The organism is Pseudomonas sp. V88_4 (assembly GCF_029967985.1).
GTDB lineage: Bacteria > Pseudomonadota > Gammaproteobacteria > Pseudomonadales > Pseudomonadaceae > Aquipseudomonas > Aquipseudomonas glycinae.
In genome coordinates, this window is record NZ_JASCAF010000033.1 from 78,535 (window position 1) to 103,320 (window position 24,786).

Sequence of the window (24,786 nt, forward strand, 5' to 3'; positions counted from 1 at the left end):
AAGAGTAAAAAAGGGGGCTCGCCCAAGCCTGCCCCCTCGCGACAGCTTTGCCTCAAACAATAAAAACAAGAGGGAGCAACAGATGATCCGGACTCAAACCAATGTGTTGTTGAGCGGCGGCCTGCTGGCCGCATCGCAAGCCATGGCCGGCGATTTATTGCTGTGGCAGACCAACAGCCTGAGCTACCTGTACGGCAAGAACTTCGCGATCAACCCGTCGATCCAGCAGACGGTAACGTTCGAGCACGCCGACAAGTGGAAGTACGGCGACAACTTCCTGTTCGTCGACAAGATCTTCTACAACGGCCAGGAAGACCGCAACAAAGGGCCCCACGCGTTCTACGGCGAATTCAGCCCGCGCCTGTCGTTCGGCAAGATCTTCGACAGGAAGCTGGAGTTCGGCCCGATCAAGGACGTGCTCCTGGCCATGACCTACGAGTACGGCGAAGGCGACAGCGAGGCCTATCTGATCGGCCCCGGCTTCGACCTCAAGGTGCCGGGCTTCAACTATTTCACCCTGAACTTCTATCGCCGCCAGACCGAAGGCCCGCGCCCCGGCGACGGCGTCTGGCAGATCACCCCCGGCTGGTCCTACAGCATTCCCGTGGGCAATTCCGACCTGCTGATCGACGGCTATCTGGACTGGGTGGTCGACAACGATCAGAACTCACGCGGTACCTATCACGCCAACCTGCACATCAACCCGCAGATCAAATACGACCTGGGCAAAGCCCTCGGCTGGGGTGAAAAGCAGGTGTACGTCGGCACCGAATACAGCTACTGGAAAAACAAATACGGGGTCGAAAGCACCCACAGTTTCGACACCAATCAGAACACCGCCAGCCTGCTGGTGAAGGTGCACTTCTAAGATGGCCCGCAACCGTGCCCCCTACCTGTCGTCGGTGCTCTGTTGCGGGGCACTTGAGGCCTGGCCGTTGAGTCAGTATTCTCCGCGGCCTCCTGAATTCGGTCTAAAAAAAAGCCCGAATTTAATTTCTGACCGAAAAGCCAACTTATCCCGGACGCGGTCGGTACCGAGGCATCCCGAAAACACGCTCAATCGACTGTTTTTCAGCAGCCGACGGGCGTTTTTTTGCTTTTCGAAAAGCCTTGGCTCAGCTCTTGCTAACAGCACTAAAGCTGACCGTATGGATGACTTTTGCAGCAACGAAAAAAGGCGCCACACCAGAGCGCCGACTCAAAAAAACAAACGTGGAACACCTACTTTGGGAGCAACCGAATGAAACGTATGTGCACCAGCCTGATGCTTGCGGGATCGCTGCTGGCAGGGGGTCAGGCCATGGCCGACGGCCTGCTGCAATGGCAGAACAACAGCCTGACCTACCTCTATGGCAAGGACTTCCAGGTCAACCCGCGCATTCAGCAGACCGTCACCTTCGAGCACGCCGATGCCTGGAAGTACGGCGACAACTTCCTGTTCGTCGACAAGATCTTCTACAACGGCAAGGATGACGGCGGTGTGGGTTCGAACACCTACTACGGCGAAATCAGCCCGCGTCTGTCGTTCGGCAAGATCTTCGATCAGAAACTGGCTTTCGGTCCGGTCACCGACGTGCTGCTGGCCATGACTTACGAGTTCGGTGAAGGCGATACCGAGTCGTACCTGATCGGTCCGGGCTTCGACCTGGCAATCCCGGGCTTCGACTACTTCCAGCTGAACTTCTACCAGCGCCACACCGAAGGTTCCCGCGCCGGTGACAACGTCTGGCAGATCACCCCGGTCTGGTCCTACACGATTCCGGTCGGTGACTCGAACATCCTGATCGACGGCTTCATGGACTGGGTGGTCGACAACGACTCCAACTCCAAAGGCGATTACCACGCCAACCTGCACTTCAACCCACAAATCAAATACGACCTGGGCAAAGCGCTGAGCATTGGCGAGAAACAGTTGTATGTGGGTGTCGAGTACGACTATTGGTCGGACAAGTACGGGATCAAGGACAGCCAGTATTTCAAGACCGATCAGAGCACCACGAGCTTCCTGGTGAAGTTCCACTTCTGACCCTGGTGTCAGTGGCGTCTGAAAGGACGCCTTCGCGAGCAAGCCCGCTCCCACACTGGTTTTGTGTCGTTCACGGCGGTTGTGGACACCCGAAAACCTGTGGGAGCTGGCTTGCCAGCGATGGCTGCACCACACATCTCAGGCCGGAACCACCGCCTCGCCGATTCCGAGAAACCGGCACAGTTCATCGCGCTTGGCCAAGGCATCGCGCCTGCCCAGATCGATCAATTCGCTGCAATACCCCGCCTCGAACAGCAAGTAACTCAACACCCCTGCGCCGCTCGTCTTGGTCGCCCCCGGCCCACGCAGAAACAGACGTAACGCCGCCGGCAATTCCTGGCGATGCCGCGCCGCAATTTCATCGATCGGCTGGCTGGGTGAAATCACCAGCACGTCCACCGGCGCCACACCCAACGCGCGGGTCGGCGTACCTTCAGGCATCAGACGGCTGAACTGGTTCAGACGCTGAAGCAGCTCGATATCGCTTTCCAGGCTATCAATGAAGGTGCTGTTGAGCATATGCCCGCCGATCTGTGCCAGCGTCGGTTGCTGCCCGGTATAGGTGCGCTCCAGCGGTTGCGCCGGATCAAAACCGCGCGGGTTGCCGCTGACACCCACCACCAGCACCCGGCTCGCACCCAGATGCAGCGCCGGGCTGATCGGCGCCGACTGTCGCACCGCGCCATCACCGAAATATTCATCGCCGATCTTCACCGGCGCGAACAACAGCGGGATCGCCGAGCTGGCCAGCAAGTGCTCCACCGACAACTGTGTCGGTACCCCGATGCGCCGATGACGCAGCCAGGAGTCGATGGTCCCGCCGCCCTGATAGAAGGTCACGGCTTGCCCCGACTCGTAGCCGAACGCCGTGACCGCCACTGCGTGCAATTGCTTGCGCGCGATGGACTCGGCGATGCCGGGCATGTGCAGTTTTTCATTGAGCAGATGGCGTAGCGGCGAACTGTTGAGCAGCGCCACCGGCATTTGCCGGCCCATGCCCAACAGGCTATGGGTGACAAAACGACTGGCCTGGTGGATCACTCCCGGCCAGTCGCTGCGCAACACGCAATGGCTGCGAAAGCCTTGCCAGAACAGCGTCAGGCGCTCGATGGCCGCGCGAAAATCGGTCGCACCGCTGGCCAGGCTGACCGCATTGATCGCCCCGGCCGATGTGCCGACGATCACCGGAAACGGATTGTCCGCCCCCAGCGGCAGCAATTCGGCAATTGCCGCCAGCACCCCCACCTGATACGCCGCCCGAGCCCCGCCGCCGGAAAGAATCAAACCTGTGACCGGTTCAGCTGGGCTCATCGCAACGCTCCGTGGTGCTTATGGGAATGGGTCAATCAACCGCGTTTGGCGTACAGCTTCGGCTCGCCCGGCGGCCGGCTCTTGAAGCGCCGATGTGCCCACAGGTATTGCTCGGGGCACTCACGCAACACGCCTTCGACCCACTGATTGATGCGGATGCAATCTTCTTCTTCGGTCTCGCCCGGGAAACCTTCCAGCGGCGGATGAATCACCAGACGATAACCGCTGCCGTCAGCCAGACGTTCCTGGGTGAACGGCACCACCAGCGCCTTGCCCAGCCGGGCGAACTTGCTGGTGGCGGTGACCGTTGCGGCCTGAATACCGAACAGCGGCACAAAGATACTTTGCTTGGCGCCGTAGTCCTGATCTGGTGCATACCAGATGGCCCGGCCTGCGCGCAGCAACTTGAGCATGCCGCGCACGTCGTCACGTTCCACCGCCAGCGAGTCGAGATTGTGCCGCTCACGGCCCTGACGCTGGACGAAGTCGAACAGCGGGTTCTTGTGTTCGCGGTACATGCCGTCGATGGTGTGCTGCTGGCCGAGCAGCGCCGCGCCGATTTCCAGAGTGGTGAAATGCACCGCCATCAGAATCACGCCCTTGCCTTCGCGCTGGGCCTTCTGCAAATGCTCAAGACCTTCGACGTGAGCCAGTTTCGCCAGCCGCTGACGCGACCACCACCAGCTCATGGCCATCTCAAAGAAGGCGATGCCGGTGGAGGCAAAGTTTTCCTTGAGCAGGCGCTTGCGCTCGGCGGCGGACTTTTCCGGGAAACACAGTTCCAGATTGCGCTTGGCGATGCGCCGTCGGTCGCCGGCGAAGCGATACATCAGGGCACCGAGAAAACGGCCGATGGCGAGCAATGCCGGATACGGCAGTTGCACGATCAGCCACAACAGCCCGAGGCCGCACCAGAGCGGCCAGAAGCGTGGAGCAAGAAATGCTTTTCGAAAACGCGGGCGATCCATTAAAGCTTCCGTAAATACAGTGGCCGCGCATTCTACATCGTTCGACCCGGCTTGCGGCCTGCGGGCGTTCTCGTTATAAGTCTCGGCACTTTTAGTGACAAGCCGTTGTATGCCGACATGAGCCAAACCGAACCGAAAGACCAAGATCCCGTGTTCCAGCTGAAGGGCAGCATGCTCGCCATTACGGTGCTGGAGCTGTCCCGCAACGACCTGGACAGCCTCGATCGGCAATTGGCCGCCAAAGTCGCCCAGGCACCGAATTTCTTCAGCAACGCGCCGCTGGTTCTGGCGCTGGACAAACTGCCGCCCAGTGAAGGCGCCGTCGACCTGCCGGGCCTGATGCGCGTGTGCCGCCAGCACGGCCTGCGCACCCTGGCGATCCGCGCCAGCCGCATCGAAGACATCGCCGCCGCCATCGCCATCGACATCCCGGTACTGCCGCCGTCCGGCGCCCGCGAACGACCGCTGGAAAGCGCTGAACCCGTTGCACCGAAGAAGCCGGAAAAGCCGCCGGAGCCGGCCGTCAAACCGACCCGCGTCATCACCACGCCAGTACGTGGTGGCCAACAGATATATGCCCAAGGTGGCGATCTGGTGGTGGTGTCCTCGGTCAGTCCGGGGGCGGAACTTCTCGCCGATGGCAACATCCATGTATACGGCCCGATGCGCGGTCGTGCGCTGGCCGGGGTCAAGGGCGACACCAAGGCGCGGATTTTCTGTCAGCAACTGAGCGCTGAACTGATCTCCATCGCAGGCCATTACAAGGTTTCCGAGGACCTGCGTCGCGATCCGATGTGGGGTTCGGGCGTACAGGTCAGCCTGTCGGGCGACGTGTTGAACATCATTCGGCTTTAACGGATACTGCCGCATTTTCCAAGCATCTCTAAAACGTAGCGAAAACGGCTCAAACGAAGTAGGAAAAAGGCCAAAAGCCGGATTCCAGCCAAGGCTGTCCGACTGCAGTAGTTTTCTAGAGATGTTTTTCAGGGGCTGAACAGTCCTTCTTCCTTAGGGGTGAAACACCTTGGCCAAGATTCTCGTGGTTACATCCGGCAAGGGTGGTGTGGGTAAGACCACCACCAGCGCCGCTATCGGTACCGGCCTCGCTCTGCGCGGCCACAAAACAGTGATCGTCGACTTCGACGTGGGCTTGCGTAACCTTGACCTGATCATGGGTTGCGAGCGCCGCGTGGTGTATGACTTCGTCAACGTCGTGAACGGCGAAGCCAACCTGCAACAGGCCCTGATCAAAGACAAGCGCCTGGAAAACCTCTACGTGCTGGCCGCCAGCCAGACCCGCGACAAAGACGCGCTGACCCAGGAAGGCGTGGAAAAAGTCCTGATGGAGCTCAAGGAACAATTCGAGTTCGTCGTCTGCGACTCCCCGGCGGGTATCGAAAAAGGCGCCCACCTGGCCATGTACTTCGCTGACGAAGCGATCGTCGTGACCAACCCGGAAGTGTCCTCGGTACGTGACTCCGACCGCATGCTCGGCCTGCTGGCCAGCAAGTCCCGTCGCGCCGAACGCGGCGAAGAGCCGATCCAGGAACACCTGCTGATCACCCGCTACCACCCGGAGCGCGTCGAAAAAGGCGAAATGCTCGGCGTCGAAGACGTCAAGGAAATCCTCGCCGTTCGCCTGCTGGGCGTCATTCCGGAATCCCAGGCCGTGCTCAAGGCCTCCAACCAGGGCGTACCTGTGATCCTCGATGATCAGAGCGACGCCGGCCAGGCCTACAGCGATACCGTTGATCGCCTGCTGGGCAAGGAAAAAGAACACCGGTTCCTGAATGTCGAGAAGAAGGGATTCTTCGAGCGTCTGTTTGGAGGTAGGTAATGAACCTTTTTGACTTCTTTCGTGCCAACAAAAAGCCAAGTACCGCCTCGGTCGCGAAAGAGCGTCTACAGATCATCGTGGCGCATGAACGCGGCCAGCGCAGCACCCCGGACTACCTGCCATCCTTGCAGAAGGAACTGGTGGAAGTGATCCGCAAGTACGTCAACATCGGCAACGACGACGTGCACGTGGCACTGGAGAGCCAGGGCAGCTGCTCGATTCTGGAACTCAACATCACCCTGCCAGACCGCTGAGTCGATCCGGCAGGAACGACGGCGGCTCAGGGCCCTTCCGACACCGGAGGGGCTCTGAGCCGCCGTTGGCATTTGTTACGAGGCTGTTTTAATGCCGTTGTCCAACGTCCAAATCATTCATCAGGACGCCGCCGTTCTGGTGGTGAACAAACCGACCCTGTTGCTCTCCGTCCCTGGCCGGGCCGACGACAACAAGGATTGCCTGATCACCCGCCTGCAGGAAAACGGCTACCCCGAAGCGCGTATCGTCCATCGTCTGGACTGGGAAACATCGGGGATCATTCTGCTGGCCCGTGACGCCGATACTCACCGCGAATTGTCGCGCCAGTTTCACGATCGTGAAACAGAGAAAGCCTACACTGCGCTCTGCTGGGGTCAGCCGGAACTGGACAGCGGCAGTATCGATCTGCCGTTGCGCTACGACCCGCCGACCAAACCGCGCCACGTGGTCGATCACGAACACGGCAAGCACGCCCTGACCTTCTGGCGTGTGCTGGAACGCTGCGGCGACTGGTGTCGCGTCGAGCTCACGCCGATCACCGGGCGTTCGCACCAGTTGCGCGTGCACATGCTGTCCATCGGTCACCCGTTGCTCGGTGACGGTCTCTACGCTCATGAACAAGCCCTCGCCGCCTGGCCTCGTCTGTGCCTGCACGCAAGCATGCTCAGCTTCACCCATCCACAGTCCGGTGAGCGTTTGCGCTTCGAATGTCCGGCGCCTTTCTGACGCGCCACAATGTCCCAAGCATCAGGCCGATGCGTTAAACTCCCGCCCATTGCTGTCTGGAGCTTCTTATGCGCGAAGAGTTGAACCAAGGCCTGATCGACTTCCTAAAGGCCTCCCCTACCCCGTTCCACGCCACCGCCAGCCTTGTTCAACGCCTGGAGGCCGCCGGTTATGTGCGCCTCGACGAGCGCGAAACCTGGCACACCGAAGCCAATGGTCGTTACTACGTCACCCGTAACGACTCCTCGATTGTCGCGATCAAGATGGGCCGCAACTCGCCGCTGCACGACGGCATCCGCCTGGTCGGCGCCCACACCGACAGCCCGTGCCTGCGGGTCAAGCCACAACCTGAATTGCAACGCCAGGGTTTCTGGCAGCTCGGTGTCGAAGTCTACGGCGGTGCGCTGCTGGCGCCATGGTTCGACCGCGACCTGTCGCTGGCCGGCCGCGTCACCTTCCGCCGCGACGGCAAGGTTGAAAGCCAGCTGATCGACTTCAAGGCCCCGATCGCGATCATTCCCAACCTCGCGATCCACCTCAACCGTGAAGCCAACCAGGGCTGGGCGATCAATGCCCAGACCGAACTGCCGCCGATTCTCGCGCAGTTCGCCGGTGACGAGCGCGTGGACTTCCGCGCGGTGCTCACCGATCAACTGGCCCGCGAACACGGCCTCAACGCCGACGTGGTGCTGGATTACGAGCTGAGTTTCTACGACACCCAGAGCGCTGCGGTCATCGGCCTGCATGGCGACTTCATCGCCGGTGCGCGCCTGGACAACCTGCTGTCGTGCTATGCCGGCCTGCAAGCCCTGCTGACCGCTGACACCGAAGAAACCTGCGTGCTGGTGTGCAACGACCACGAAGAAGTCGGCTCCTGCTCGGCCTGCGGCGCCGACGGCCCGATGCTCGAACAGACGCTGCGTCGTCTGTTGCCGGAAGGTGACGAATTCGTACGCACCATTCAGAAATCCCTGCTGGTTTCTGCCGACAACGCCCACGGCGTGCACCCGAACTACGCCGAGAAGCACGACGCCAACCACGGCCCGAAACTCAACGCCGGCCCGGTGATCAAAGTCAACAGCAACCAGCGCTACGCCACCAACAGCGAAACCGCCGGTTTCTTCCGCCATCTGTGCATGGCCGAAGAAGTGCCGGTGCAAAGCTTCGTGGTGCGCAGCGACATGGGTTGCGGCTCGACCATCGGCCCGATCACCGCCAGCCATCTGGGCGTGCGCACGGTCGACATCGGCCTGCCGACCTTCGCCATGCACTCGATCCGCGAATTGTGTGGCAGCCATGACCTGGCACATCTGGTCAAAGTGCTGAGCGCGTTCTACGCCAGTCGCGAATTGCCGTAAAACACAGCAGGGATCGCAGCGCCTGGCTGCGATCCCTCGACCTGTAGAACCGGCTCATTTCTGATACACATCAGCACCGTCCATCGAAAACCCACCTAGACTTGAATAATCCCTTTCGACAAGGCTGTCGCCATGATCTCGATGTCTGCGTTTCACTCCATGCTCATTCCCATCCTCGGCGGAATGATTCTGCTGGCCATCGGCTTCAATTTCCGTGACAAGAACGTCGGTGTGTTCGCCATGTGGATCGGCATGCTGATGATCCTGGCCACCGTGGTCTACAAGATCCTGGCCAAACTCAACGAATAAATCCGCGCCCGGCTCGCATTGAATCTGGCGGGCTCGTACACTCGCCCGATCCGCCCCTTGCGAGGTTGACCGCCTAGTGTTCGCTCGTCTTTTTGCCCTGCCCTGCCTCTTTCTTGTCTGTCTGATGACCCTGATGTCGCCGGCACCTGCCGACGCCGCCGGTCTGCCGGGACTGCTCACGGGTTCCGGCAAGACTCAGCCCGAAGCTCAGGAACCGCTCGGCCAGTCGTTGGACGAAGTCATCAAGTCGCTGGAAAACGACAAGCAACGTGCCCAGTTGCTGACCGACCTGAAGAAACTGCGCGATGCCACGAAAAAAGCCCAGGCCACCCCGGAAGAAGGGGTGCTGGGACTGATCGGCGGCACCCTCGCCACTTTCGAAAAACAATTCTCTGGCGCCGACAGTCCGCTCAATCGCTGGTCTGCCGAATTCGACATGGCCCAGGACGAACTCAAAGGCCTGATGCTGCCGGCCAGCGAATGGCTGCCGATCATCTTCGCCTTCGCCGTGATCCTCGCCGTCTGGAGCCTGCTCGCCGCCGCGCTGATCTGGCTTGGTCATCGGGTACGCATGCGCTTCGGTCTGACTGAAGAACTGCCGCAACATCCCCGAGCCCTCGACATGCTGCGCTTCGCCCTGCGCAAGCTCGGGCCGTGGATGATCGCCCTGGTCATCACCGTGTACATGAGTTACGCGCTGCCATCGTCGCTGGGCAAAAGCCTGGCGATGGTGCTGGCTTATGCGCTAGTGGTCGGCACCTGCTTCTCGGCCATCTGCGTGATTGCCTTTTCCGTACTCGACGGCCCGCACCGTCATCGCGCGCTGTACATCCTGCGTCACCAGGCCTTTCGGCCGCTGTGGCTGATCGGCAGCTTCGCCGCGTTCGGTGAAGCCCTGAGCGATCCGCGACTGGTGGCCGGTCTCGGCGTGCACCTGGCCCACACCGCCGCTACAGTCGCCAACGTCCTCGCGGCGCTGTCGACCGGTCTGTTCATCCTGCGTTTCCGCCGGCCGATCGCCCACCTGATCCGCAACCAACCGCTGTCCCGCCGCCTGACCCGCCGCGCCCTGAGCGACACCATCGAAATCCTCGGCACCTTCTGGTACGTCCCGGCGCTGGTGCTGGTGGGTATTTCGCTGTTCGCCACCTTCGTCTCCGCCGGCGACACCAGCACCGCCCTGCGCCAGTCGCTGATTTGCACCGTGCTGCTGGTGTTGTGCATGGTCATCAACGGCCTCGTCCGTCGCCACGCCCTCAAACCCCAACGCGGGCCGAAACGCCACGCGCTGTATTCCGAGCGCCTGAAAAGCTTCTTTTATACCCTCGCCCATTTGCTGGTGTGGCTGGCCTTCATCGAACTCGGCCTGCGGGTGTGGGGCATGTCGCTGATCGGCTTCACCGAAGGCGAAGGCCACGACGTCAGCGTCAAACTGTTCAGCCTGATCGGTACATTGATCTTCGCCTGGCTGATCTGGATCCTCAGCGACACCGCCGTGCACCACGCCCTCACCCGCTCCCGCAAAGGCCTGGCCAACGCCCGCGCGCAAACCATGATGCCGCTGATCCGCAACGTACTGTTCGTGGCGATCTTCATCATCGCCCTGATCGTCGCCCTGGCAAACATGGGCATGAACGTCACGCCCCTGCTGGCCGGTGCCGGCGTGATCGGTCTGGCGATCGGCTTCGGCGCCCAGTCACTGGTGGCCGACCTGATCACCGGCCTGTTCATCATCATCGAAGACTCCCTGGCCATCGACGACTACGTCGACGTCGGCGGCCACCTGGGCACCGTCGAAGGCCTGACCATCCGCACCGTACGCCTGCGAGACATCGACGGCATCGTCCACACCATCCCGTTCAGCGAAATCAAAAGCATCAAAAACTACTCACGGGAATTCGGCTACGCGATCTTCCGCGTGGCTGTGCCGTTCAACATGAGCATCGACGAAGCCATCAAACTGATGCGCGACGTCGGCCAGAAAATGCGCACAGATCCGTTGCAGCGGCGCAACATCTGGTCGCCACTGGAATTTCAGGGCGTGGAAAGCTTTGAATCCGGCAACGCGATATTGCGCGCCCGGTTCAAGACCGCACCGATCAAACAATGGGAAGTTTCACGGGCGTTCAATCTGTCGCTCAAACGACATCTGGATGAAGCCGGCCTGGACCTCGCAACCCCAAGAATGAACGTGCAAGTCATCACAGCAGGCGGCGGTGGCCAAACTCAAGAATAGGCCGGAGAATCGGGCCGACCTCAAGGCCCTCATCGCTGGCAAGCCAGCTCCCACAGAGAGCAAAAGCAACACATATGCCCTCCCACCACTCAAAACAATGAGCGTTAGATCGAGTTCCGCTCTTGACGTGCCGGCCCCATCGGCCGGCTGAGTGGAGGGATTTATCCGGGGGTGGGAGCGCAGCGACCGTGCGGCGCAGCCGCATGCATCGAGAGGAGGTGCAGCGAAGCAAACCGTAGGCGATGCCCCCGGATGAATCCCGGAACGAAGGAACACCGAGCCTCAGCGAGGTGCCGAACGCAGGGGCCCAGCGTTTTGGTTACTTTGGGGCGTTTGCCAAAGTGACTCGCCGTAAGGGCGAAACCGTCAGCGGCAGCACCCGAAGCAACGGATATTCACCCAAAACAACCCAAAACCTGGTCGGCCCAGAGGCCGCCAAGGTCAAACCACATCAACCCCCACGTGAATCGCATCATGCCGCCAAAACTCCAGATCACAGTCAATCAACCGCCCAGCCTGATCATAATTAACCCGAGCAATCCTCAACCCCGGACTCCCCACCGAAACCCGCAACGCCGCCGCCGCATCGACCGATAAAGACGTAGGCACAATCTCGAACCGCACCCGCCCATAGTGCAAATCGTAATGCCGCGCATACAGCTCGGTAATCGACTGATTCAGATCAAACTCGAGAATCCCCGGAAAAAACTGCGGATTCAGATAATGCTCCACATACAACACCAGCCGCCCATCGATCCGCCGCGACCGGCAAATCTGAATCACGCTCGACAACGCCGGCAACTGCAACCACGCACACACCGCCGCTGACGCCGGCTGCAACCGCGCCGAAATCACCTCGGTCGACGGCACCCGCCCCTGCGCACTGACCATCGCGTGAAAGTGACTGCGCTGCATCAGGTTGTAAGCCAGACGCGGCGGCGACACGAACCAGCCCCGACGCTCCTCGCGATAAATCTGGCCCTGCGCCTCCAACTGCAACAAGGCTTCACGCACCGTAATCCGGGTCGTGCCGAACAACTCGCTGAGCTTGCGCTCCGCTGGCAGTTTGCTCCCCGCTGCGAGCAACCCATGGTCGAGTTGTTCCTGAAGGATCTGGCCAATGGCTGTCACCGCTTTTGTTGCCTCATCGCGCATCAACGTTACCTATCTGGACTAGACCAGCACTGTTTCGGGGCAAAAACCGCACAGCGATAGCGCCGCTTGGTCGTGTTGCAAGCCTAGGCAGTGCAGATGACCGAGAGATGACAAAACTACCGAACGGTCGCCCTGACAACTTGCAATACATCGGCCAAGTCCCTTGTCCACCGGGACTTTGCGGGTGGTCTACGCTTACCGGGCACTCGTCGATACCGGAGAAAGAAAAGGCTGTGCGACCCATCGCCGACATCAAAGTGTCATCCGGCCACCTTAAATTGGCTCAGGTATTGCTGACCTAGACCAACACAAACCGCAATCGCAGCGTTGAACACGACCAAGGAGCTTCGGAATGAAACAGCTTTTCCTGGCAACACTGTTAGGCTCGACCATTGCCATGTGCACCGCCGCCATGGCGGCTGATGATCTGAAAACCCTCGAAGCCGCTGCGAAAGCGGAAGGTGCCGTCAACAGCGTCGGCATGCCCGATGACTGGGCCAACTGGAAAGGTACCTGGGAAGACCTGGCCAACAAATATGGCCTCAAGCACATCGACACCGACATGAGTTCGGCCCAGGAAATCGCCAAGTTCGCCGCCGAAAAAGACAACGCCACCGCCGACATCGGCGATGTCGGCGCGGCCTTCGGCCCGATCGCGGTCAAGCAAGGCGTGGTGCAACCGTACAAGCCGAGCACCTGGGATCAAGTGCCGGACTGGGCCAAGGACAAGGACGGCAACTGGGCGCTGGCCTACACCGGCACCATCGCCTTCATCGTCAACAAGAAGCTGCTGCACGGTTCCGAAGTACCGACCAAATGGGCTGACCTCAAGGGCGGCAAATACAAGGTTTCCATCGGTGACGTGAGCACTGCCGCACAAGCTGCCAATGGCGTGCTCGCCGCAGCACTGGCCAACGGCGGTGACGAGAAAAACCTTCAGCCTGCCCTGCTGCTGTTCGCAGACATCGCCAAGCAGGGTCGCCTGTCGATGGCCAACCCGACCATCGCCACCATGGAAAAAGGCGAGATCGAAGTCGGCGTGGTCTGGGACTTCAACGGCCTGAGCTACAAGGCCAAGATGGCCAACCCGGATGACTACGTGGTGCTGATCCCGTCCGACGGTTCGGTGATTTCCGGCTACACCACCATCATCAACAAATACGCGAAGAACCCGAACGCCGCCAAGCTGACCCGCGAATACATCTTCAGCGACGCCGGCCAGACCAACCTCGCCCGCGGCAACGCTCGCCCGATCCGCGCCGAGCACCTGCAACTGCCGGAAGACGTGAAAGCCAAGCTGCTGCCGAACGAGCAGTACAAGAAGGTCACACCGATCAAGGACGCCGATGCTTGGGAGAAAACCTCCAAGGCCCTGCCGCAGAAGTGGAACGAAGAAGTCATCGTAGAAATGAAGTAAGCCCGTAAACCCAACAGGGTTTGACGCAAAACTCTGTGGGAGCGGGCTTGCCCGCGATGGCAATTTCACATTCAACAAATGTGTTGAATTGCATGACGCCTTTGCGGGCAAGCCCGCTCCCACAGGATCCGTGTTGATTTCGAGTTTTCCGATTTATTGTTTCGCGGAGTTTTTGCCCCTATGAAGCACACCGTCATCCTTGTCGTGCTCGACGGCCTCAATTACGAGGTCGCGCGTCACGCCATGGGGCATCTGCAGGCTTACGTTGGCGCAGGACGCGCCGCGCTCTACCAACTGGAGTGCGAGCTGCCGGCCCTGTCCCGACCGCTTTACGAATGCATCCTCACGGGCGTACCGCCGATCGACAGCGGCATCGTCCACAACAACGTCTCGCGCCTGTCCAATCAGCGCAGCATCTATCACTACGCCCGCGATGCCGGTCTGAAAACCGCCGCCGCGGCGTACCACTGGGTCAGCGAGCTGTACAACCGCTCGCCGTTCGTAGCCGCCAGAGATCGTCATACAGATGACCCGACGCTACCGATCCAGCATGGCCACTTCTACTGGAACGATCACTATCCGGACTCGCACCTGCTCGCCGACGCCGAAAACCTGCGCCTGCGCCATGCCCCGGACTTTCTGCTGATCCACCCGATGAACATCGACGACGCCGGCCACAAACACGGCGTCGACACTCCGCAATACCGCAACAGTGCGCGCAGCGCCGACATCATCCTCGCCGACTACCTGCAAGGCTGGCTCGATGCCGGCTGCCAGGTGCTGGTGACCGCCGACCATGGCATGAACAACGACCGCTCGCACAACGGCCTGCTGCCGGAAGAACGCCAGGTTCCGCTGTTCGTACTCGGCGACGCCTTCAGCCTGAAAGCCGATGCCGCACCGAAGCAGACCGACATCTGCGGCACCGTCTGCGAGCTGCTCGGCGTGCCCCACGACAAACCTGTGTGCCGGGAGTTGCTCAAGTGAACTCAATGACTCGCGGCAAATGGCTGGCCGCCCTGTGCCTGGTGCCTTTCGCACTGTTCTTTATCGTATTCGAAATCGCCCCGCTGATCTGGGTGATGATCAACAGCCTGCAATCGGAAGAATTCGGTTGGGGCTTTGCCAACTTCAGCAAGATCTTCAATTCGAAGTTCTATCTGCAGGCGATCCAGTACAGCCTCGAAATCAGTTTCTGGTCGAGTGTATTCGGGATCATCATCGCGGTGCTGGGCGCCTACTCCCTGCGCCGGGTCGATTCGAAACTGCGCAACTTCGTCAACGCCTTCGCCAACATGACCAGCAACTTCGCCGGCGTGCCCCTGGCGTTTGCGTTCATCATCCTGCTCGGCTTCAACGGCAGCATCACCATCATGCTGAAGCAGGCCGGGATCATCGAGGACTTCAACCTGTATTCGAAAACCGGGTTGATCATCCTCTACACCTACTTCCAGATTCCCCTCGGCGTGTTGCTGCTTTATCCGGCATTCGACGCCCTGCGTGAAGACTGGCGCGAATCCGCCGCACTGCTCGGCGCCGACAGCTGGCAGTTCTGGCGCCACATCGGCCTGCCGGTACTGACCCCGGCCCTGCTTGGCACCTTCGTGATCCTGCTGGCCAACGCCCTCGGCGCCTACGCCACGGTCTACGCTCTGACCACCGGCAACTTCAACGTATTGCCGATCCGGATTGCGGCGATGGTATCCGGCGACATTTCCCTCGACCCGAACCTGGCCAGCGCCCTGGCCGTGGTGCTGGTGGCGCTGATGACCCTGGTGACCGTCGTGCATCAACTGCTGTTGAAGAGGAGCTACCATGTCTCGCGCTGAATCCGGCCCGGCCGGCGTCTACCACCGCGTCGTGGTCTATCTGTTGTTCGCCATCCTGCTGCTGCCGCTGGTGGGCACGCTGATCTACTCGATTGCCAGCAGTTGGTCGGCCACCATCCTGCCCAGCGGTTTCACCCTCAAGTGGTACATCCAGTTGTGGAGCGATCCGCGCTTTCTGCACGCCTTCGGCCAGTCGCTGCTGGTGTGCGTCGGGGCGCTGATCCTGTCGGTGGTGCTGATCCTGCCGCTGCTGTTCGTGGTGCATTACCACTTCCCGAAACTCGATGCGCTGATGAACATCCTGATCCTGCTGCCCTTCGCAGTGCCACCGGTGGTGTCGTCGGTGGGGCTGTTGCAGCTCTACGGTTCCGGGCCATTTGCGATGGTCGGCACGCCGTGGATCCTGATCGGGTGCTACTTCACCGTGGCGCTGCCGTTCATGTACCGGGCCATCACCAACAACCTGCAAGCGATCAACCTGCGTGACCTGATGGACGCTGCCCAACTGCTCGGCGCCAGCACCTTTCAGGCAGCTTTCCTGGTGGTGCTGCCGAACCTGCGCAAGGGCCTGATGATCGCATTGCTGTTGTCGTTCTCGTTCCTGTTCGGTGAGTTCGTGTTCGCCAACATTCTGGTCGGCACCCGCTACGAAACCCTGCAGGTCTACCTCAACAACATGCGCAACAGCAGCGGCCACTTCACCAGTGCGCTGGTGATCTCCTACTTCTTTTTCGTGCTGGTCCTGACCTGGGTCGCCAACATCTTGAACAAGGACAAAAGCGAATGAGCTATGTCAGCGTCCAACACCTTCAGAAAAACTACGCCGGCACCACCGTGTTCAGCGACATCAACTGCGAAATCCAGAAAGGTGAATTCGTCACCCTGCTCGGCCCGTCCGGTTGCGGCAAGTCCACCCTGCTGCGCTGCATAGCCGGGCTGACGCCGGTGGATGGCGGCAAAATTCTGCTCGATGGCATCGACATCGTGCCGCTCACCCCGCAGAAGCGCGGGATCGGCATGGTGTTCCAAAGCTATGCGCTGTTCCCCAACATGACCGTCGAACAGAACGTCGCCTTCGGTTTGCGCATGCAAAAGGTCAACGCCGACGACAGCCACAAGCGGGTTGCCGAAGTGTTGAAACTGGTTGAACTCAACGATTTCGCCAGTCGCTATCCGCATCAGCTGTCCGGTGGACAGTGTCAGCGTGTCGCCCTCGCCCGTTCGCTGGTGACCCGTCCGCGCCTGTTGCTGCTGGATGAACCGCTGTCGGCCCTCGATGCACGGATTCGCAAACACTTGCGCGAACAGATCCGTCAGATCCAGCGCGAACTGGGCCTGACCACGATTTTCGTCACACACGATCAGGAAGAAGCCCTGACCATGTCTGACCGGATTTTCCTGATGAATCAGGGAAAGATCGTACAAAGCGGCGACGCCGAAACCCTCTACACCGCCCCGGTCGACGTATTCGCCGCCGGCTTCATCGGCAACTACAACCTGCTGGATGCCGAGAGTGCGTCAAAGCTGTTGCAGCGGCCGATCAACCACCGCATCGCGATTCGCCCTGAGGCCATCGAATTGAGCCTCAGCGGCGAGCCCGATGCGCAGATTCGCAGCCACAGCCTGCTGGGCAACGTGATTCGCTACCGCGTCGAAGCCCGGGGCGTGGAACTGGTGGTGGATGTGCTCAACCGTTCGGCGGCGGATCTGCATCCCGATGGTCAGCGCCTGTCGCTTTCCATCGATCCCACCGCCCTGTGCGAGGTAGCTTGAAAACAGCTGCAAGCTGCGAGCTACAAGCTTCAAGCGGTAGACTGCGGCATACCTGATTCCAATTCTTGCTGCTCGAAGCTTGTAGCTTGCAGCTGTTCTCGGAGAGAACCGATGGCCCTGGCAATTTTTGATCTGGACGAAACCCTCATCCACGGCGACTGCGCCACTCTCTGGAGCGAGCAGATGGGGCGCCTGGGTTGGGTCGATCCCGAGCCGTTCATGCGCCGGAACAACGAGCTGATGGACGCCTACAGCCATGGCAAGTTGCGCATGGAAGACTACATGGACTTCAGCCTCGAACCGCTGATCGGTCGCACCCCGGAAGAAGTCGAGCACTTGGTTGGCCCATGGGTTGAAGATTTTATCGAGCCGATCATCTTCAGCGACGCCACCAAGACCATCGCCGCCCACCGCAAGGCCGGTGACCGGATTCTGGTGATATCGGCCTCGGGCACGCACCTGGTCAAACCGATTGCCGATCGACTGGGCATCGACGAGGTGCTGGGAATCGAACTGGAAGTGGCGCATGGCGTGTACAGCGGCCACACCGTGGGCACGCTGACCTACCGCGAAGGCAAGATCACCCGCTTGCTGGAATGGCTGGATGCCGAAGAGGAAAATCTTGAGGGCGCGAGTTTCTATTCCGACTCACGCAATGATCTGCCGCTGCTGCTGAAGGTGGATTACCCGCATGTGGTCAATCCGGATCCGGTGTTGCTGGCAGAGGCCGAGAAGTCCGGCTGGCCGATCCACCTCTGGAAGTAAGCGATGGTCTTGTGGGAGCAGACTTGCTCCCACAAGCATTGATGATCAGCTCAGGCTTTCGTCGATCACCAGCACCAGCTTCCCTGCCACCGTGTTGCTCGCAAGCTCTGCAAACGCAGCCTCGGCATCCTTGATCGGGAACGCCTTGGCCAGTTGCGGTTTCAGGCGCCCTTCGGAAAACAGCGGCCACACGTGCTGGCTCAGATCGCTGAACAGATCGGCCTTGAACTGGTCGTCACGGCTGCGCAGGGTCGAGCCCAGCAGTTGCACGCGCTTGGCCAGCACCTGGGCCAGATCCAGTTTTGCCTCGCGGCCGCCCATCAGGCCGATCAGCACCCAGCGTCCGTCCTGGGCCAGCAACTTCAGATTCAACGCCGAGTAATTGCCGCCCACCGGATCCAGAATCACATCGAACGGCCCGAAATCCCGCAGGCTTTCCAGATCGTCGGTGCGCACCACCCCGCCCTGGGCACCCAGCGATTCGCAGTACGCTAGCCGCTCAGCCGAGCCGACGCTGACCCAGCACGGGTTGCCGAAAGCCTTGCACAGTTGAATGGCGGCCGAGCCGATGCCACTGGCCCCGGCGTGCAGAAGAACTTTCTCACCCGGTTTGAGCGCAGCGAGTTGAAACACATTCAGCCAGACGGTCGCGTACACCTCGGGCAACGCCGCCGCTTCAATCAGCGACACGCCTTCCGGAACTGGCAGCACATGCCGTCCGTCGACGACCACCTCTTGCGCCATCCCGCCCCCGGCCAGCAAGGCGCAGACCCGGTCACCGACCTGCCAGGACGAGCCCGCACCGACCTCGCTGATCACCCCGGAGCATTCAAGACCCAGCACTTGGCTGGCACCTGGAGGGGGTGGATAAAGTCCGGCTTTCTGTAATAAATCCGCGCGATTGAGGCCCGCTGCCGCCACCCGGATGCGAACTTGTCCTACATCACATGTAGGACTTGGTTCATCAACCCATGCCACTTGACCTTCAACGCCTTGCAATGCCTTCACAGTGCCTCCATAGTGAGTCTGGACTGAGCCCGAAGCTGTAGCGCCGGGCTTTTTGCATTATGCGACCGGCCCTGGGGTCTGAACGAACGCTGAACAGCAGTTATCGTACAGAGCGTAGAGGTACCGGCGACTTCAAAGACGGCCTAATATGCGTTATCAATTGTCCCCGCGTCGAATCAGCATGAAGCATCTGCTCCCCAGCACCGCCCTCGCTCTTTTCATCGGTATCGGTCTGTTGCCGGTGTCGGGCACCACATTCGCAGCCAACAGCTGGGACAAGTTACAGCCTGATCGCGACGAAGTGATCGCCAGTCTGAACGTCGTCGAGTTGCTCAAGCGTCACCACTACAGCAAGCCGCCGCTCGACGATGCGCGCTCGGTGATCATCTACGACAGCTACATCAAGCTGCTCGATCCGTCGCGCAGCTATTTCATGGCCAGCGACATCGCCGAATTCGACAAGTGGAAGACCCAGTTCGACGACTTCCTCAAGAGCGGCGACCTCAACGCCGGGTTCACCATCTACAAGCGCTATCTGGATCGCGTGAAGGCGCGTCTGGACTTCGCCCTTGCCGAGCTGAACAAAGGCGTCGACAAGATGGACTTCACCACCAAGGAAACCTTGCTGATCGATCGCAAGGACGCTCCGTGGCTCAAGTCCACCGCCGAACTCGATGACCTGTGGCGCAAACGCGTCAAGGACGAAGTGCTGCGGCAGAAGATCGCCGGCAAAGAGCCGAAGCAGATCCAGGAAACCCTGACCAAGCGCTACAAGAATCAACTGGCGCGTCTGGACCAGACCCGCGCCGAAGACATCTTCCAGGCGTACATCAACACCTTCGCCATGTCTTACGATCCGCACACCAACTATCTGTCGCCGGATAACGCGGAGAACTTCGACATCAACATGAGCCTGTCCCTCGAGGGCATCGGCGCCGTGTTGCAGAGCGACAACGATCAGGTGAAAGTCGTGCGTCTGGTGCCGGCAGGTCCGGCCGACAAGACCAAGCAGGTTGCACCGGCCGACAAGATCATCGGCGTTGCCCAAGGCAACAAAGAGATGGTCGACGTGGTCGGCTGGCGCCTGGACGAAGTGGTCAAGCTGATCCGCGGGCCGAAAGGCACCGTGGTGCGTCTGGAAGTCATCCCGGCCAGCAATGCGCCGAACGACCAGACCAGCAAGATCGTGCAGATCACCCGCGAAGCGGTGAAGCTCGAAGACCAGGCCGTGAAGAAATCCGTGCTGAACCTGAAACAGGACGGCAAGGACTACAAGCTCGGCGTGATCGAGATTCCGGCGTTTTACCTCGACTTCAAGGCCTTCCGTGCTGGCGATCCGGACTACAAGAGCACCACTCGCGACGTCAAGAAACTGCTGACCGAACTGCAGAAAGAGAAAGTCGACGGCGTGGTCATCGACCTGCGCAACAACGGCGGCGGTTCCCTGCAGGAAGCGACCGAGCTGACCAGCCTGTTCATCGACAAGGGCCCGACCGTGCTCGTGCGTAACGCGGATGGCCGGGTCGATGTACTTGAGGATGAAAACCCGGGCGCGTTCTACAAGGGCCCGATGGCGCTGCTGGTCAACCGCCTGTCCGCCTCGGCTTCGGAGATCTTCGCCGGCGCCATGCAGGACTACCATCGTGCGCTGATCATCGGTGGCCAGACCTTCGGCAAAGGCACCGTGCAGACCATTCAGCCGCTGAACCATGGCGAACTGAAACTGACCCTGGCCAAGTTCTACCGGGTTTCCGGTCAGAGCACCCAGCATCAGGGCGTACTGCCGGACATCGATTACCCGTCGATCATCGACACCAAGGAAATCGGCGAAAGCGCCCTGCCGGAAGCCATGCCGTGGGACACCATCCGTGCGGCGATCAAACCGGCGAGCGATCCGTTCAAGCCGTACCTGGCCCAGCTGAAATCCGAGCATGACACCCGTTCCGCCAAGGACGCGGAGTTCGTGTTCATCCGCGACAAGCTGGCCTTGGCGCAGAAGCTGCTGGAAGAAAAAACCGTCAGCCTCAATGAAGCCGAACGCCGTGCCCAGCACGCCGACATCGACGCCAAGCAACTGGCGATGGAAAACATCCGTCGCAAGGCCAAAGGCGAAGAACCGCTCAAAGAGCTGAAAAAAGAAGACGACGACGCCCTGGCAGCCGCCGAGCCGGACAAGGTCAAACCGGAAGACGACGCCTACCTGAGCGAAACCGGGCGCGTGCTGCTGGATTACCTGAAGCTGAGCAACCAGGTCGCAAAGAAGTAAGGTGATGGCAATTTAATTCTGATGATCCCCGGATCGTCATCAAACAGTCATCATTCTGTCGTGCAATAAAGGACTGGGAGCGGTTCTCTTCATCGAGAACGCTCCCGGTCCTTTTTTATCGCCAGAGATTGCCATGACCACGACCGAACAGCTGAGTGCTTTGAGCTCGATCCTGACTCAAAGCGGATTACACAGCCTGTTCCAGCCGATCATTTGCCTCTCCGAACGGCGCATTCTCGGCTACGAAGCCCTGACGCGCGGCCCGTCCAACAGCCCACTGCACTCCCCCATTGCCCTGTTCGCCGTAGCCCGCCAGGCCGGGCGCTTGAGCGAACTGGAAATCGCCTGCCGCCAAAGCGCGTGTCGTCGTTTCAACGAACAGCAATTGCCCGGCAAGCTGTTTCTCAACGTCTCTCCCGAATCCTTGCTTGAAGCCGCGCACCAGCCGGGGCGCACGCTGCAGCTGCTTCAGGATTTCGGCATTCCACCGAGTCAGGTGGTGATCGAACTCACCGAACAGACGCCAATCGATGATTTCCAGTTGCTGCAAACCGCACTGCATCACTATCGGGCGATGGGGTTTTCGATCGCCCTCGATGATCTTGGGGCCGGTTATTCGAGCCTACGCCTGTGGTCGGAGCTGCGGCCGGACTACGTGAAGATCGACCGGCACTTTATCGATGGCATTCATCAGGACGCATTGAAGCGCGAGTTCGTCGGATCGATCCTGCAAATCGCCAAGGCCTCGCGAGCTCAAGTGATTGCCGAAGGCATCGAGTTGCCGGAAGAGTTGGCGGTGCTGACCGAGATGGGTGTCGATCTGGTGCAGGGATACCTGCTGGGTCGCCCTCAGGAACACCCGCCGCACGATGCCCGCGCCTCGATGCCCAAACACGATAGCAGCGCCGTTGCACTGAACGATGAGGGCAGCGATCTCAGCGCTCTGCTCAACGATCAACCGGCCGTGAATCGCGACACACCGACTGCCACCGTACTGGAAGCCTTCCGCCGCCAGGCCAACCTGAACTCGCTGGCGGTGCTCGACGAACAGGGTCAGCCGTGCGGCATCGTTCATCGTCACTCGTTATCCGATGCGCTGCTCAAACCGTTCGCCACCGACCTGTTCGCCCGCAAACCGATCAGCCGCCTGATGAACGACGACTTCCTCGCCGTGGAAATGAGCCAGTCGCTGCAACAGGTCAGCCGCCTGATCACCAGCCGCGCCCGGCAACGCATCGAAGAGGATTTCATCATCACCCTCAACGGCAGCTACCTGGGCCTGGGGCGGGTGATTGATGTGCTCAAACTGATTACTGAACTGAAAATCCAGCAGGCCCGCTATGCCAATCCGCTGACCTTGCTGCCGGGGAATGTGCCGATTCAGCAATGCCTGACGCGGTTGCTGCAACAGGGACGGGAGTCGGTCATTTGTTATGTCGACATCGACAGCTTCAAACCCTTTAACGATATCTATGGGTATGGGCGTGGGGATGAGGTATTGCTGTGTCTGGCGCAATGCCTCAACGAACGCGTCGACCCGTCCCGCGATTTCGTCGGGCACATCGGTGGTGACGATTTCCTGTTGGTGCTCGGCCCGGAGGATTGGCGCAAACGGCTGAACCAATTGCTTGATGATTTCCAGAGCCAATGCCGGCGTTTCTACCGCCCGGAACATCTGGAGGCTGGGTGTTTTGTTGCGCCGAATCGCCAAGGCATTCGTCAGGAGTTTCCGTTGCTGTCATTGTCCATTGGCGTGGTGCATTTGCATCCTGAAGCGTGTGCGCAACTGGATGCGAGCCAGTTGGCGGAGATGGCTTCGCAGGCGAAGCATCATGCGAAGAATGTTCCGGGGTATAGCGTGCATGTTATCGATAGCATACGTGCGCTACCTTTTAACGAGGCGCTCGTTTCAGGTCATCGCTGATTTAAAGGCTCGATAACTACCATGTTGACCGATCCTCTCCAGCGGCTTTCGCAAGATCCTCCCTCCAAGCTTCCTTCGCAAACTTATAGATATCCTGGAAGAAGCCGCGTGGATCTTCTAGAGAGTACCATTCTCCCCGCGGCCAACTTGCTGCTTCGTATTCATCGACCTCGAATTACTCTTGAAAGTCATAATTTTGCTCCAAGAGCAGCAACTCCAAACTTTCAACTAGCACTAGCTTATGCCTATAGAAAAGGTATGGCAGATTAAGACAATACTTCCTGATAAGAAGCTCTCTATCAGCGGAATCATTAGGATTGTAAACCTCGAGTTCCGCACCTCGAGTTTCCTCCCGATCATAAACGTCGAAAACGCCTATAAACCACATCAAATCCGGTTCAAACTATTCATTTAAATATGGATCTTTTAACATCACTTCACCGCGATCGAAAACGTGACAAACTGGCTTTGGTTAAATACATTAGCTCCCACAATTTTCACCATCATTATAAATGACCAAATAAACAACCAACCTACCAAAAACCCTAAATACAAAAACCTCAAAGGTAGAATGTATTTCTATAGATTTTTAATCTTTACCTATCTCAGCCTGATATAAGGAAAGACATTCTAGCAACACGCGCATAAAGCCACGCCCATCGACTATCTCGTCAGAAAATAAAAAACTCCTCTTTTCCAAAACCTCAACAAATGTTTCTCCTCTTTCCAAATAATAGGAAATCGTATCAATTATCCAACACCTATCCGATTCAGAGTACCCAACAAATTCCGGTTTCAGAACAGCATCAAAAACTCTAATCAAATCAGAAGAGTCATTTACATCAACCAGACATATTAGTTCTTCAACGGCCCCTTCGTGAGGATAATCAATATCGAAGATAAATAGAAAGCCAGGCAAAATTGAAAGATTTGGATTACGTTTCATTTTATATCAATCCACATAAGCCGTTATAGCCTCACCATGACTATCGAGTATAACGACAGTTCTTGTTGGCTCTATATATTCCACTTGCTTCCCTCTATACCCCTCTCCAACCTTTCTTCCCATTTCTACTGGGAGCGATGAAAGCGATAGACTCCCAGTCCGTCGGAAAATTAATTTAGCACGATTAATTGCATTCAATTGATCCCTATGACTCATAAATTTAGTTGCAGCTCGCGGAATGCTTGGTTCCAAAAGTTTAGTTTTTTTATTTAGCTTCATCTCAACTTTACCCGTAGTAGGATTTTTAGCATATAGCAGACGTTCTTGCTGCGAAGCAAGAGTAGTTTGAGCGCCATGTTTTTGTAAAAAATGAGATTTTTTGTTAGCGCTTTCCATATATCTCAACTCTTTTAATGCAATATTTTCTGCCAACTCATCAATTCTCGCCCTCCGCTCTTGCGCCGTCATCTTCGGTAGCGCTGGCTCGCCCTCATCAACAACCGAACCGCTCACCCCATCCGGAACCGGACATCCCGGCTTGTTCGGCGGCGGACAATTGGACGTCAACCCCAACGGATCCACCCACCCCGTCGGATTCGGCACATACCGGTACTGATTCAGTCCACCCGCCAGCTTCACCGGATCCGGCGTCAGGTACCGCCCAATGTCCGGGTCGT

The 24,786-nt window shown here is 59.0% G+C and carries 23 protein-coding genes; 17 read left to right on the forward strand and 6 right to left on the reverse strand.

What is annotated here, in order from left to right:
• Window positions 1-82 precede the first annotated feature (82 nt).
• Window positions 83-868 (forward strand): outer membrane protein OmpK, encoded by a 786-nt coding sequence (locus tag QLG12_RS11280; protein ID WP_011333187.1) that lies wholly within the window; start codon window positions 83-85, stop codon window positions 866-868.
• 372 nt (window positions 869-1,240) lie between these two features.
• Complete coding sequence (locus tag QLG12_RS11285) at window positions 1,241-2,026, forward strand: outer membrane protein OmpK (protein ID WP_011333185.1); 786 nt, start codon at window positions 1,241-1,243, stop codon at window positions 2,024-2,026.
• Between the two features lie 138 nt (window positions 2,027-2,164).
• Here QLG12_RS11285 and QLG12_RS11290 read toward each other — a convergent pair whose 3' ends face one another.
• Both QLG12_RS11290 and QLG12_RS11295 read right to left on the reverse strand, forming a co-directional pair.
• Window positions 2,165-3,337 carry a patatin-like phospholipase family protein gene (locus tag QLG12_RS11290; RefSeq protein ID WP_197869560.1) on the reverse strand — a complete coding sequence of 391 codons (1,173 nt, stop codon included), beginning with the start codon at window positions 3,335-3,337 and terminating at the stop codon, window positions 2,165-2,167.
• Between the two features lie 35 nt (window positions 3,338-3,372).
• Window positions 3,373-4,305: a lipid A biosynthesis lauroyl acyltransferase gene (locus QLG12_RS11295; RefSeq protein ID WP_007960061.1), complete on the reverse strand. Its 933-nt coding sequence runs from the start codon at window positions 4,303-4,305 to the stop codon at window positions 3,373-3,375.
• 117 nt (window positions 4,306-4,422) lie between these two features.
• Between QLG12_RS11295 and minC the strand changes: the two genes are divergently transcribed.
• The 7 genes from minC to QLG12_RS11330 all read left to right on the forward strand — a co-directional run bounded on the left by minC (window position 4,423) and on the right by QLG12_RS11330 (window position 11,026).
• Window positions 4,423-5,160, forward strand: a complete 738-nt coding sequence (gene minC / locus QLG12_RS11300; RefSeq protein ID WP_007960063.1) for a septum site-determining protein MinC — start codon at window positions 4,423-4,425, stop codon at window positions 5,158-5,160.
• 169 nt (window positions 5,161-5,329) lie between these two features.
• Window positions 5,330-6,142: a septum site-determining protein MinD gene (gene minD, locus QLG12_RS11305; RefSeq protein WP_064378705.1), complete on the forward strand. Its 813-nt coding sequence runs from the start codon at window positions 5,330-5,332 to the stop codon at window positions 6,140-6,142.
• Window positions 6,142-6,396, forward strand: a complete 255-nt coding sequence (gene minE / locus QLG12_RS11310) for a cell division topological specificity factor MinE (RefSeq protein ID WP_007960071.1) — start codon at window positions 6,142-6,144, stop codon at window positions 6,394-6,396. The genes minD and minE overlap by 1 nt, the downstream gene beginning before the upstream one ends.
• Before the next feature lie 91 nt (window positions 6,397-6,487).
• Window positions 6,488-7,123, forward strand: a complete 636-nt coding sequence (locus QLG12_RS11315) for an RluA family pseudouridine synthase (RefSeq protein ID WP_039769876.1) — start codon at window positions 6,488-6,490, stop codon at window positions 7,121-7,123.
• Window positions 7,124-7,191: 68 nt separating this feature from the next.
• Window positions 7,192-8,481, forward strand: a complete 1,290-nt coding sequence (locus QLG12_RS11320) for a M18 family aminopeptidase (RefSeq protein ID WP_007960074.1) — start codon at window positions 7,192-7,194, stop codon at window positions 8,479-8,481.
• A 132-nt stretch (window positions 8,482-8,613) separates the two neighbouring features.
• On the forward strand, window positions 8,614-8,790 hold the full coding sequence (locus QLG12_RS11325) for a hypothetical protein (protein ID WP_282474512.1): 177 nt from the start codon (window positions 8,614-8,616) through the stop codon (window positions 8,788-8,790).
• A 76-nt stretch (window positions 8,791-8,866) separates the two neighbouring features.
• Entirely contained in the window at window positions 8,867-11,026 is a 2,160-nt protein-coding gene (locus tag QLG12_RS11330; RefSeq protein ID WP_064378703.1) for a mechanosensitive ion channel family protein, read from the forward strand.
• 441 nt (window positions 11,027-11,467) lie between these two features.
• On the opposite strand, the gene QLG12_RS11335 is transcribed toward QLG12_RS11330, so the two are convergent.
• A complete protein-coding gene (locus QLG12_RS11335) occupies window positions 11,468-12,181 on the reverse strand; it encodes a UTRA domain-containing protein (protein WP_085701120.1) in 714 nt (237 codons plus the stop codon).
• A gap of 352 nt (window positions 12,182-12,533) precedes the next feature.
• Between QLG12_RS11335 and QLG12_RS11340 the strand changes: the two genes are divergently transcribed.
• The 6 genes from QLG12_RS11340 (at window position 12,534) to QLG12_RS11365 (ending at window position 17,965) form a co-directional block, all read left to right on the forward strand.
• Complete coding sequence (locus QLG12_RS11340; RefSeq protein ID WP_197869562.1) at window positions 12,534-13,598, forward strand: ABC transporter substrate-binding protein; 1,065 nt, start codon at window positions 12,534-12,536, stop codon at window positions 13,596-13,598.
• 180 nt (window positions 13,599-13,778) lie between these two features.
• Window positions 13,779-14,585 carry an alkaline phosphatase family protein gene (locus QLG12_RS11345; protein ID WP_282474513.1) on the forward strand — a complete coding sequence of 269 codons (807 nt, stop codon included), beginning with the start codon at window positions 13,779-13,781 and terminating at the stop codon, window positions 14,583-14,585.
• A gap of 5 nt (window positions 14,586-14,590) precedes the next feature.
• Entirely contained in the window at window positions 14,591-15,427 is an 837-nt protein-coding gene (locus QLG12_RS11350; protein WP_011333175.1) for an ABC transporter permease subunit, read from the forward strand.
• Window positions 15,414-16,214 carry an ABC transporter permease gene (locus tag QLG12_RS11355; protein WP_197869564.1) on the forward strand — a complete coding sequence of 267 codons (801 nt, stop codon included), beginning with the start codon at window positions 15,414-15,416 and terminating at the stop codon, window positions 16,212-16,214. The genes QLG12_RS11350 and QLG12_RS11355 overlap by 14 nt, the downstream gene beginning before the upstream one ends.
• Window positions 16,211-17,200: an ABC transporter ATP-binding protein gene (locus tag QLG12_RS11360; protein ID WP_197869565.1), complete on the forward strand. Its 990-nt coding sequence runs from the start codon at window positions 16,211-16,213 to the stop codon at window positions 17,198-17,200. Before QLG12_RS11355 ends, QLG12_RS11360 begins: the two co-directional genes overlap by 4 nt.
• A 111-nt stretch (window positions 17,201-17,311) precedes the next feature.
• Window positions 17,312-17,965, forward strand: coding sequence for an HAD family hydrolase (locus QLG12_RS11365; RefSeq protein WP_282474514.1), 654 nt, complete (start codon window positions 17,312-17,314; stop codon window positions 17,963-17,965).
• A 45-nt stretch (window positions 17,966-18,010) separates the two neighbouring features.
• On the opposite strand, the gene QLG12_RS11370 is transcribed toward QLG12_RS11365, so the two are convergent.
• Window positions 18,011-18,973 (reverse strand): zinc-binding dehydrogenase, encoded by a 963-nt coding sequence (locus QLG12_RS11370; RefSeq protein WP_236197461.1) that lies wholly within the window; start codon window positions 18,971-18,973, stop codon window positions 18,011-18,013.
• Between the two features lie 181 nt (window positions 18,974-19,154).
• Here QLG12_RS11370 and QLG12_RS11375 point away from each other — a divergent pair, with 181 nt between their 5' ends.
• Window positions 19,155-21,239: a carboxy terminal-processing peptidase gene (locus tag QLG12_RS11375; protein ID WP_282474515.1), complete on the forward strand. Its 2,085-nt coding sequence runs from the start codon at window positions 19,155-19,157 to the stop codon at window positions 21,237-21,239.
• 133 nt (window positions 21,240-21,372) lie between these two features.
• A complete protein-coding gene (locus QLG12_RS11380; RefSeq protein ID WP_282474516.1) occupies window positions 21,373-23,163 on the forward strand; it encodes a bifunctional diguanylate cyclase/phosphodiesterase in 1,791 nt (596 codons plus the stop codon).
• Between the two features lie 589 nt (window positions 23,164-23,752).
• Here the strand turns inward: QLG12_RS11380 and QLG12_RS11390 are convergent.
• Together QLG12_RS11390 and QLG12_RS11395 are read right to left on the reverse strand one after the other, a co-directional pair.
• The gene (locus QLG12_RS11390; protein ID WP_282474517.1) at window positions 23,753-24,109 is read right to left on the reverse strand and encodes a hypothetical protein; all 357 of its coding nucleotides are present in this window, start codon (window positions 24,107-24,109) and stop codon (window positions 23,753-23,755) included.
• Between the two features lie 6 nt (window positions 24,110-24,115).
• The coding region (locus QLG12_RS11395) for an RHS repeat-associated core domain-containing protein (RefSeq protein ID WP_282474518.1) at window positions 24,116-24,786 on the reverse strand (671 nt) is incomplete at its 5' end.

Excerpts from the sequence above, each read along its gene's own strand:
- QLG12_RS11320 (WP_007960074.1), top strand. The coding sequence starts at position 7,192 with ATGCGCGAAGAGTTGAACCAAGGCCTGATCGACTTCCTAAAGGCCTCC.
- QLG12_RS11390 (WP_282474517.1), bottom strand. The coding sequence starts at position 24,109 with ATGAAACGTAATCCAAATCTTTCAATTTTGCCTGGCTTTCTATTTATC.
- QLG12_RS11335 (WP_085701120.1), bottom strand. The coding sequence starts at position 12,181 with ATGCGCGATGAGGCAACAAAAGCGGTGACAGCCATTGGCCAGATCCTT.
- QLG12_RS11280 (WP_011333187.1), top strand. The coding sequence starts at position 83 with ATGATCCGGACTCAAACCAATGTGTTGTTGAGCGGCGGCCTGCTGGCC.
- QLG12_RS11350 (WP_011333175.1), top strand. The coding sequence starts at position 14,591 with ATGACTCGCGGCAAATGGCTGGCCGCCCTGTGCCTGGTGCCTTTCGCA.
- QLG12_RS11345 (WP_282474513.1), top strand. The coding sequence starts at position 13,779 with ATGAAGCACACCGTCATCCTTGTCGTGCTCGACGGCCTCAATTACGAG.
- QLG12_RS11355 (WP_197869564.1), top strand. The coding sequence starts at position 15,414 with ATGTCTCGCGCTGAATCCGGCCCGGCCGGCGTCTACCACCGCGTCGTG.
- QLG12_RS11360 (WP_197869565.1), top strand. The coding sequence starts at position 16,211 with ATGAGCTATGTCAGCGTCCAACACCTTCAGAAAAACTACGCCGGCACC.
- minC (WP_007960063.1), top strand. The coding sequence starts at position 4,423 with ATGAGCCAAACCGAACCGAAAGACCAAGATCCCGTGTTCCAGCTGAAG.
- QLG12_RS11380 (WP_282474516.1), top strand. The coding sequence starts at position 21,373 with ATGACCACGACCGAACAGCTGAGTGCTTTGAGCTCGATCCTGACTCAA.
- QLG12_RS11340 (WP_197869562.1), top strand. The coding sequence starts at position 12,534 with ATGAAACAGCTTTTCCTGGCAACACTGTTAGGCTCGACCATTGCCATG.
- QLG12_RS11365 (WP_282474514.1), top strand. The coding sequence starts at position 17,312 with ATGGCCCTGGCAATTTTTGATCTGGACGAAACCCTCATCCACGGCGAC.
- QLG12_RS11315 (WP_039769876.1), top strand. The coding sequence starts at position 6,488 with ATGCCGTTGTCCAACGTCCAAATCATTCATCAGGACGCCGCCGTTCTG.
- QLG12_RS11375 (WP_282474515.1), top strand. The coding sequence starts at position 19,155 with ATGAAGCATCTGCTCCCCAGCACCGCCCTCGCTCTTTTCATCGGTATC.
- QLG12_RS11290 (WP_197869560.1), bottom strand. The coding sequence starts at position 3,337 with ATGAGCCCAGCTGAACCGGTCACAGGTTTGATTCTTTCCGGCGGCGGG.
- QLG12_RS11325 (WP_282474512.1), top strand. The coding sequence starts at position 8,614 with ATGATCTCGATGTCTGCGTTTCACTCCATGCTCATTCCCATCCTCGGC.
- minE (WP_007960071.1), top strand. The coding sequence starts at position 6,142 with ATGAACCTTTTTGACTTCTTTCGTGCCAACAAAAAGCCAAGTACCGCC.
- QLG12_RS11285 (WP_011333185.1), top strand. The coding sequence starts at position 1,241 with ATGAAACGTATGTGCACCAGCCTGATGCTTGCGGGATCGCTGCTGGCA.
- QLG12_RS11295 (WP_007960061.1), bottom strand. The coding sequence starts at position 4,305 with ATGGATCGCCCGCGTTTTCGAAAAGCATTTCTTGCTCCACGCTTCTGG.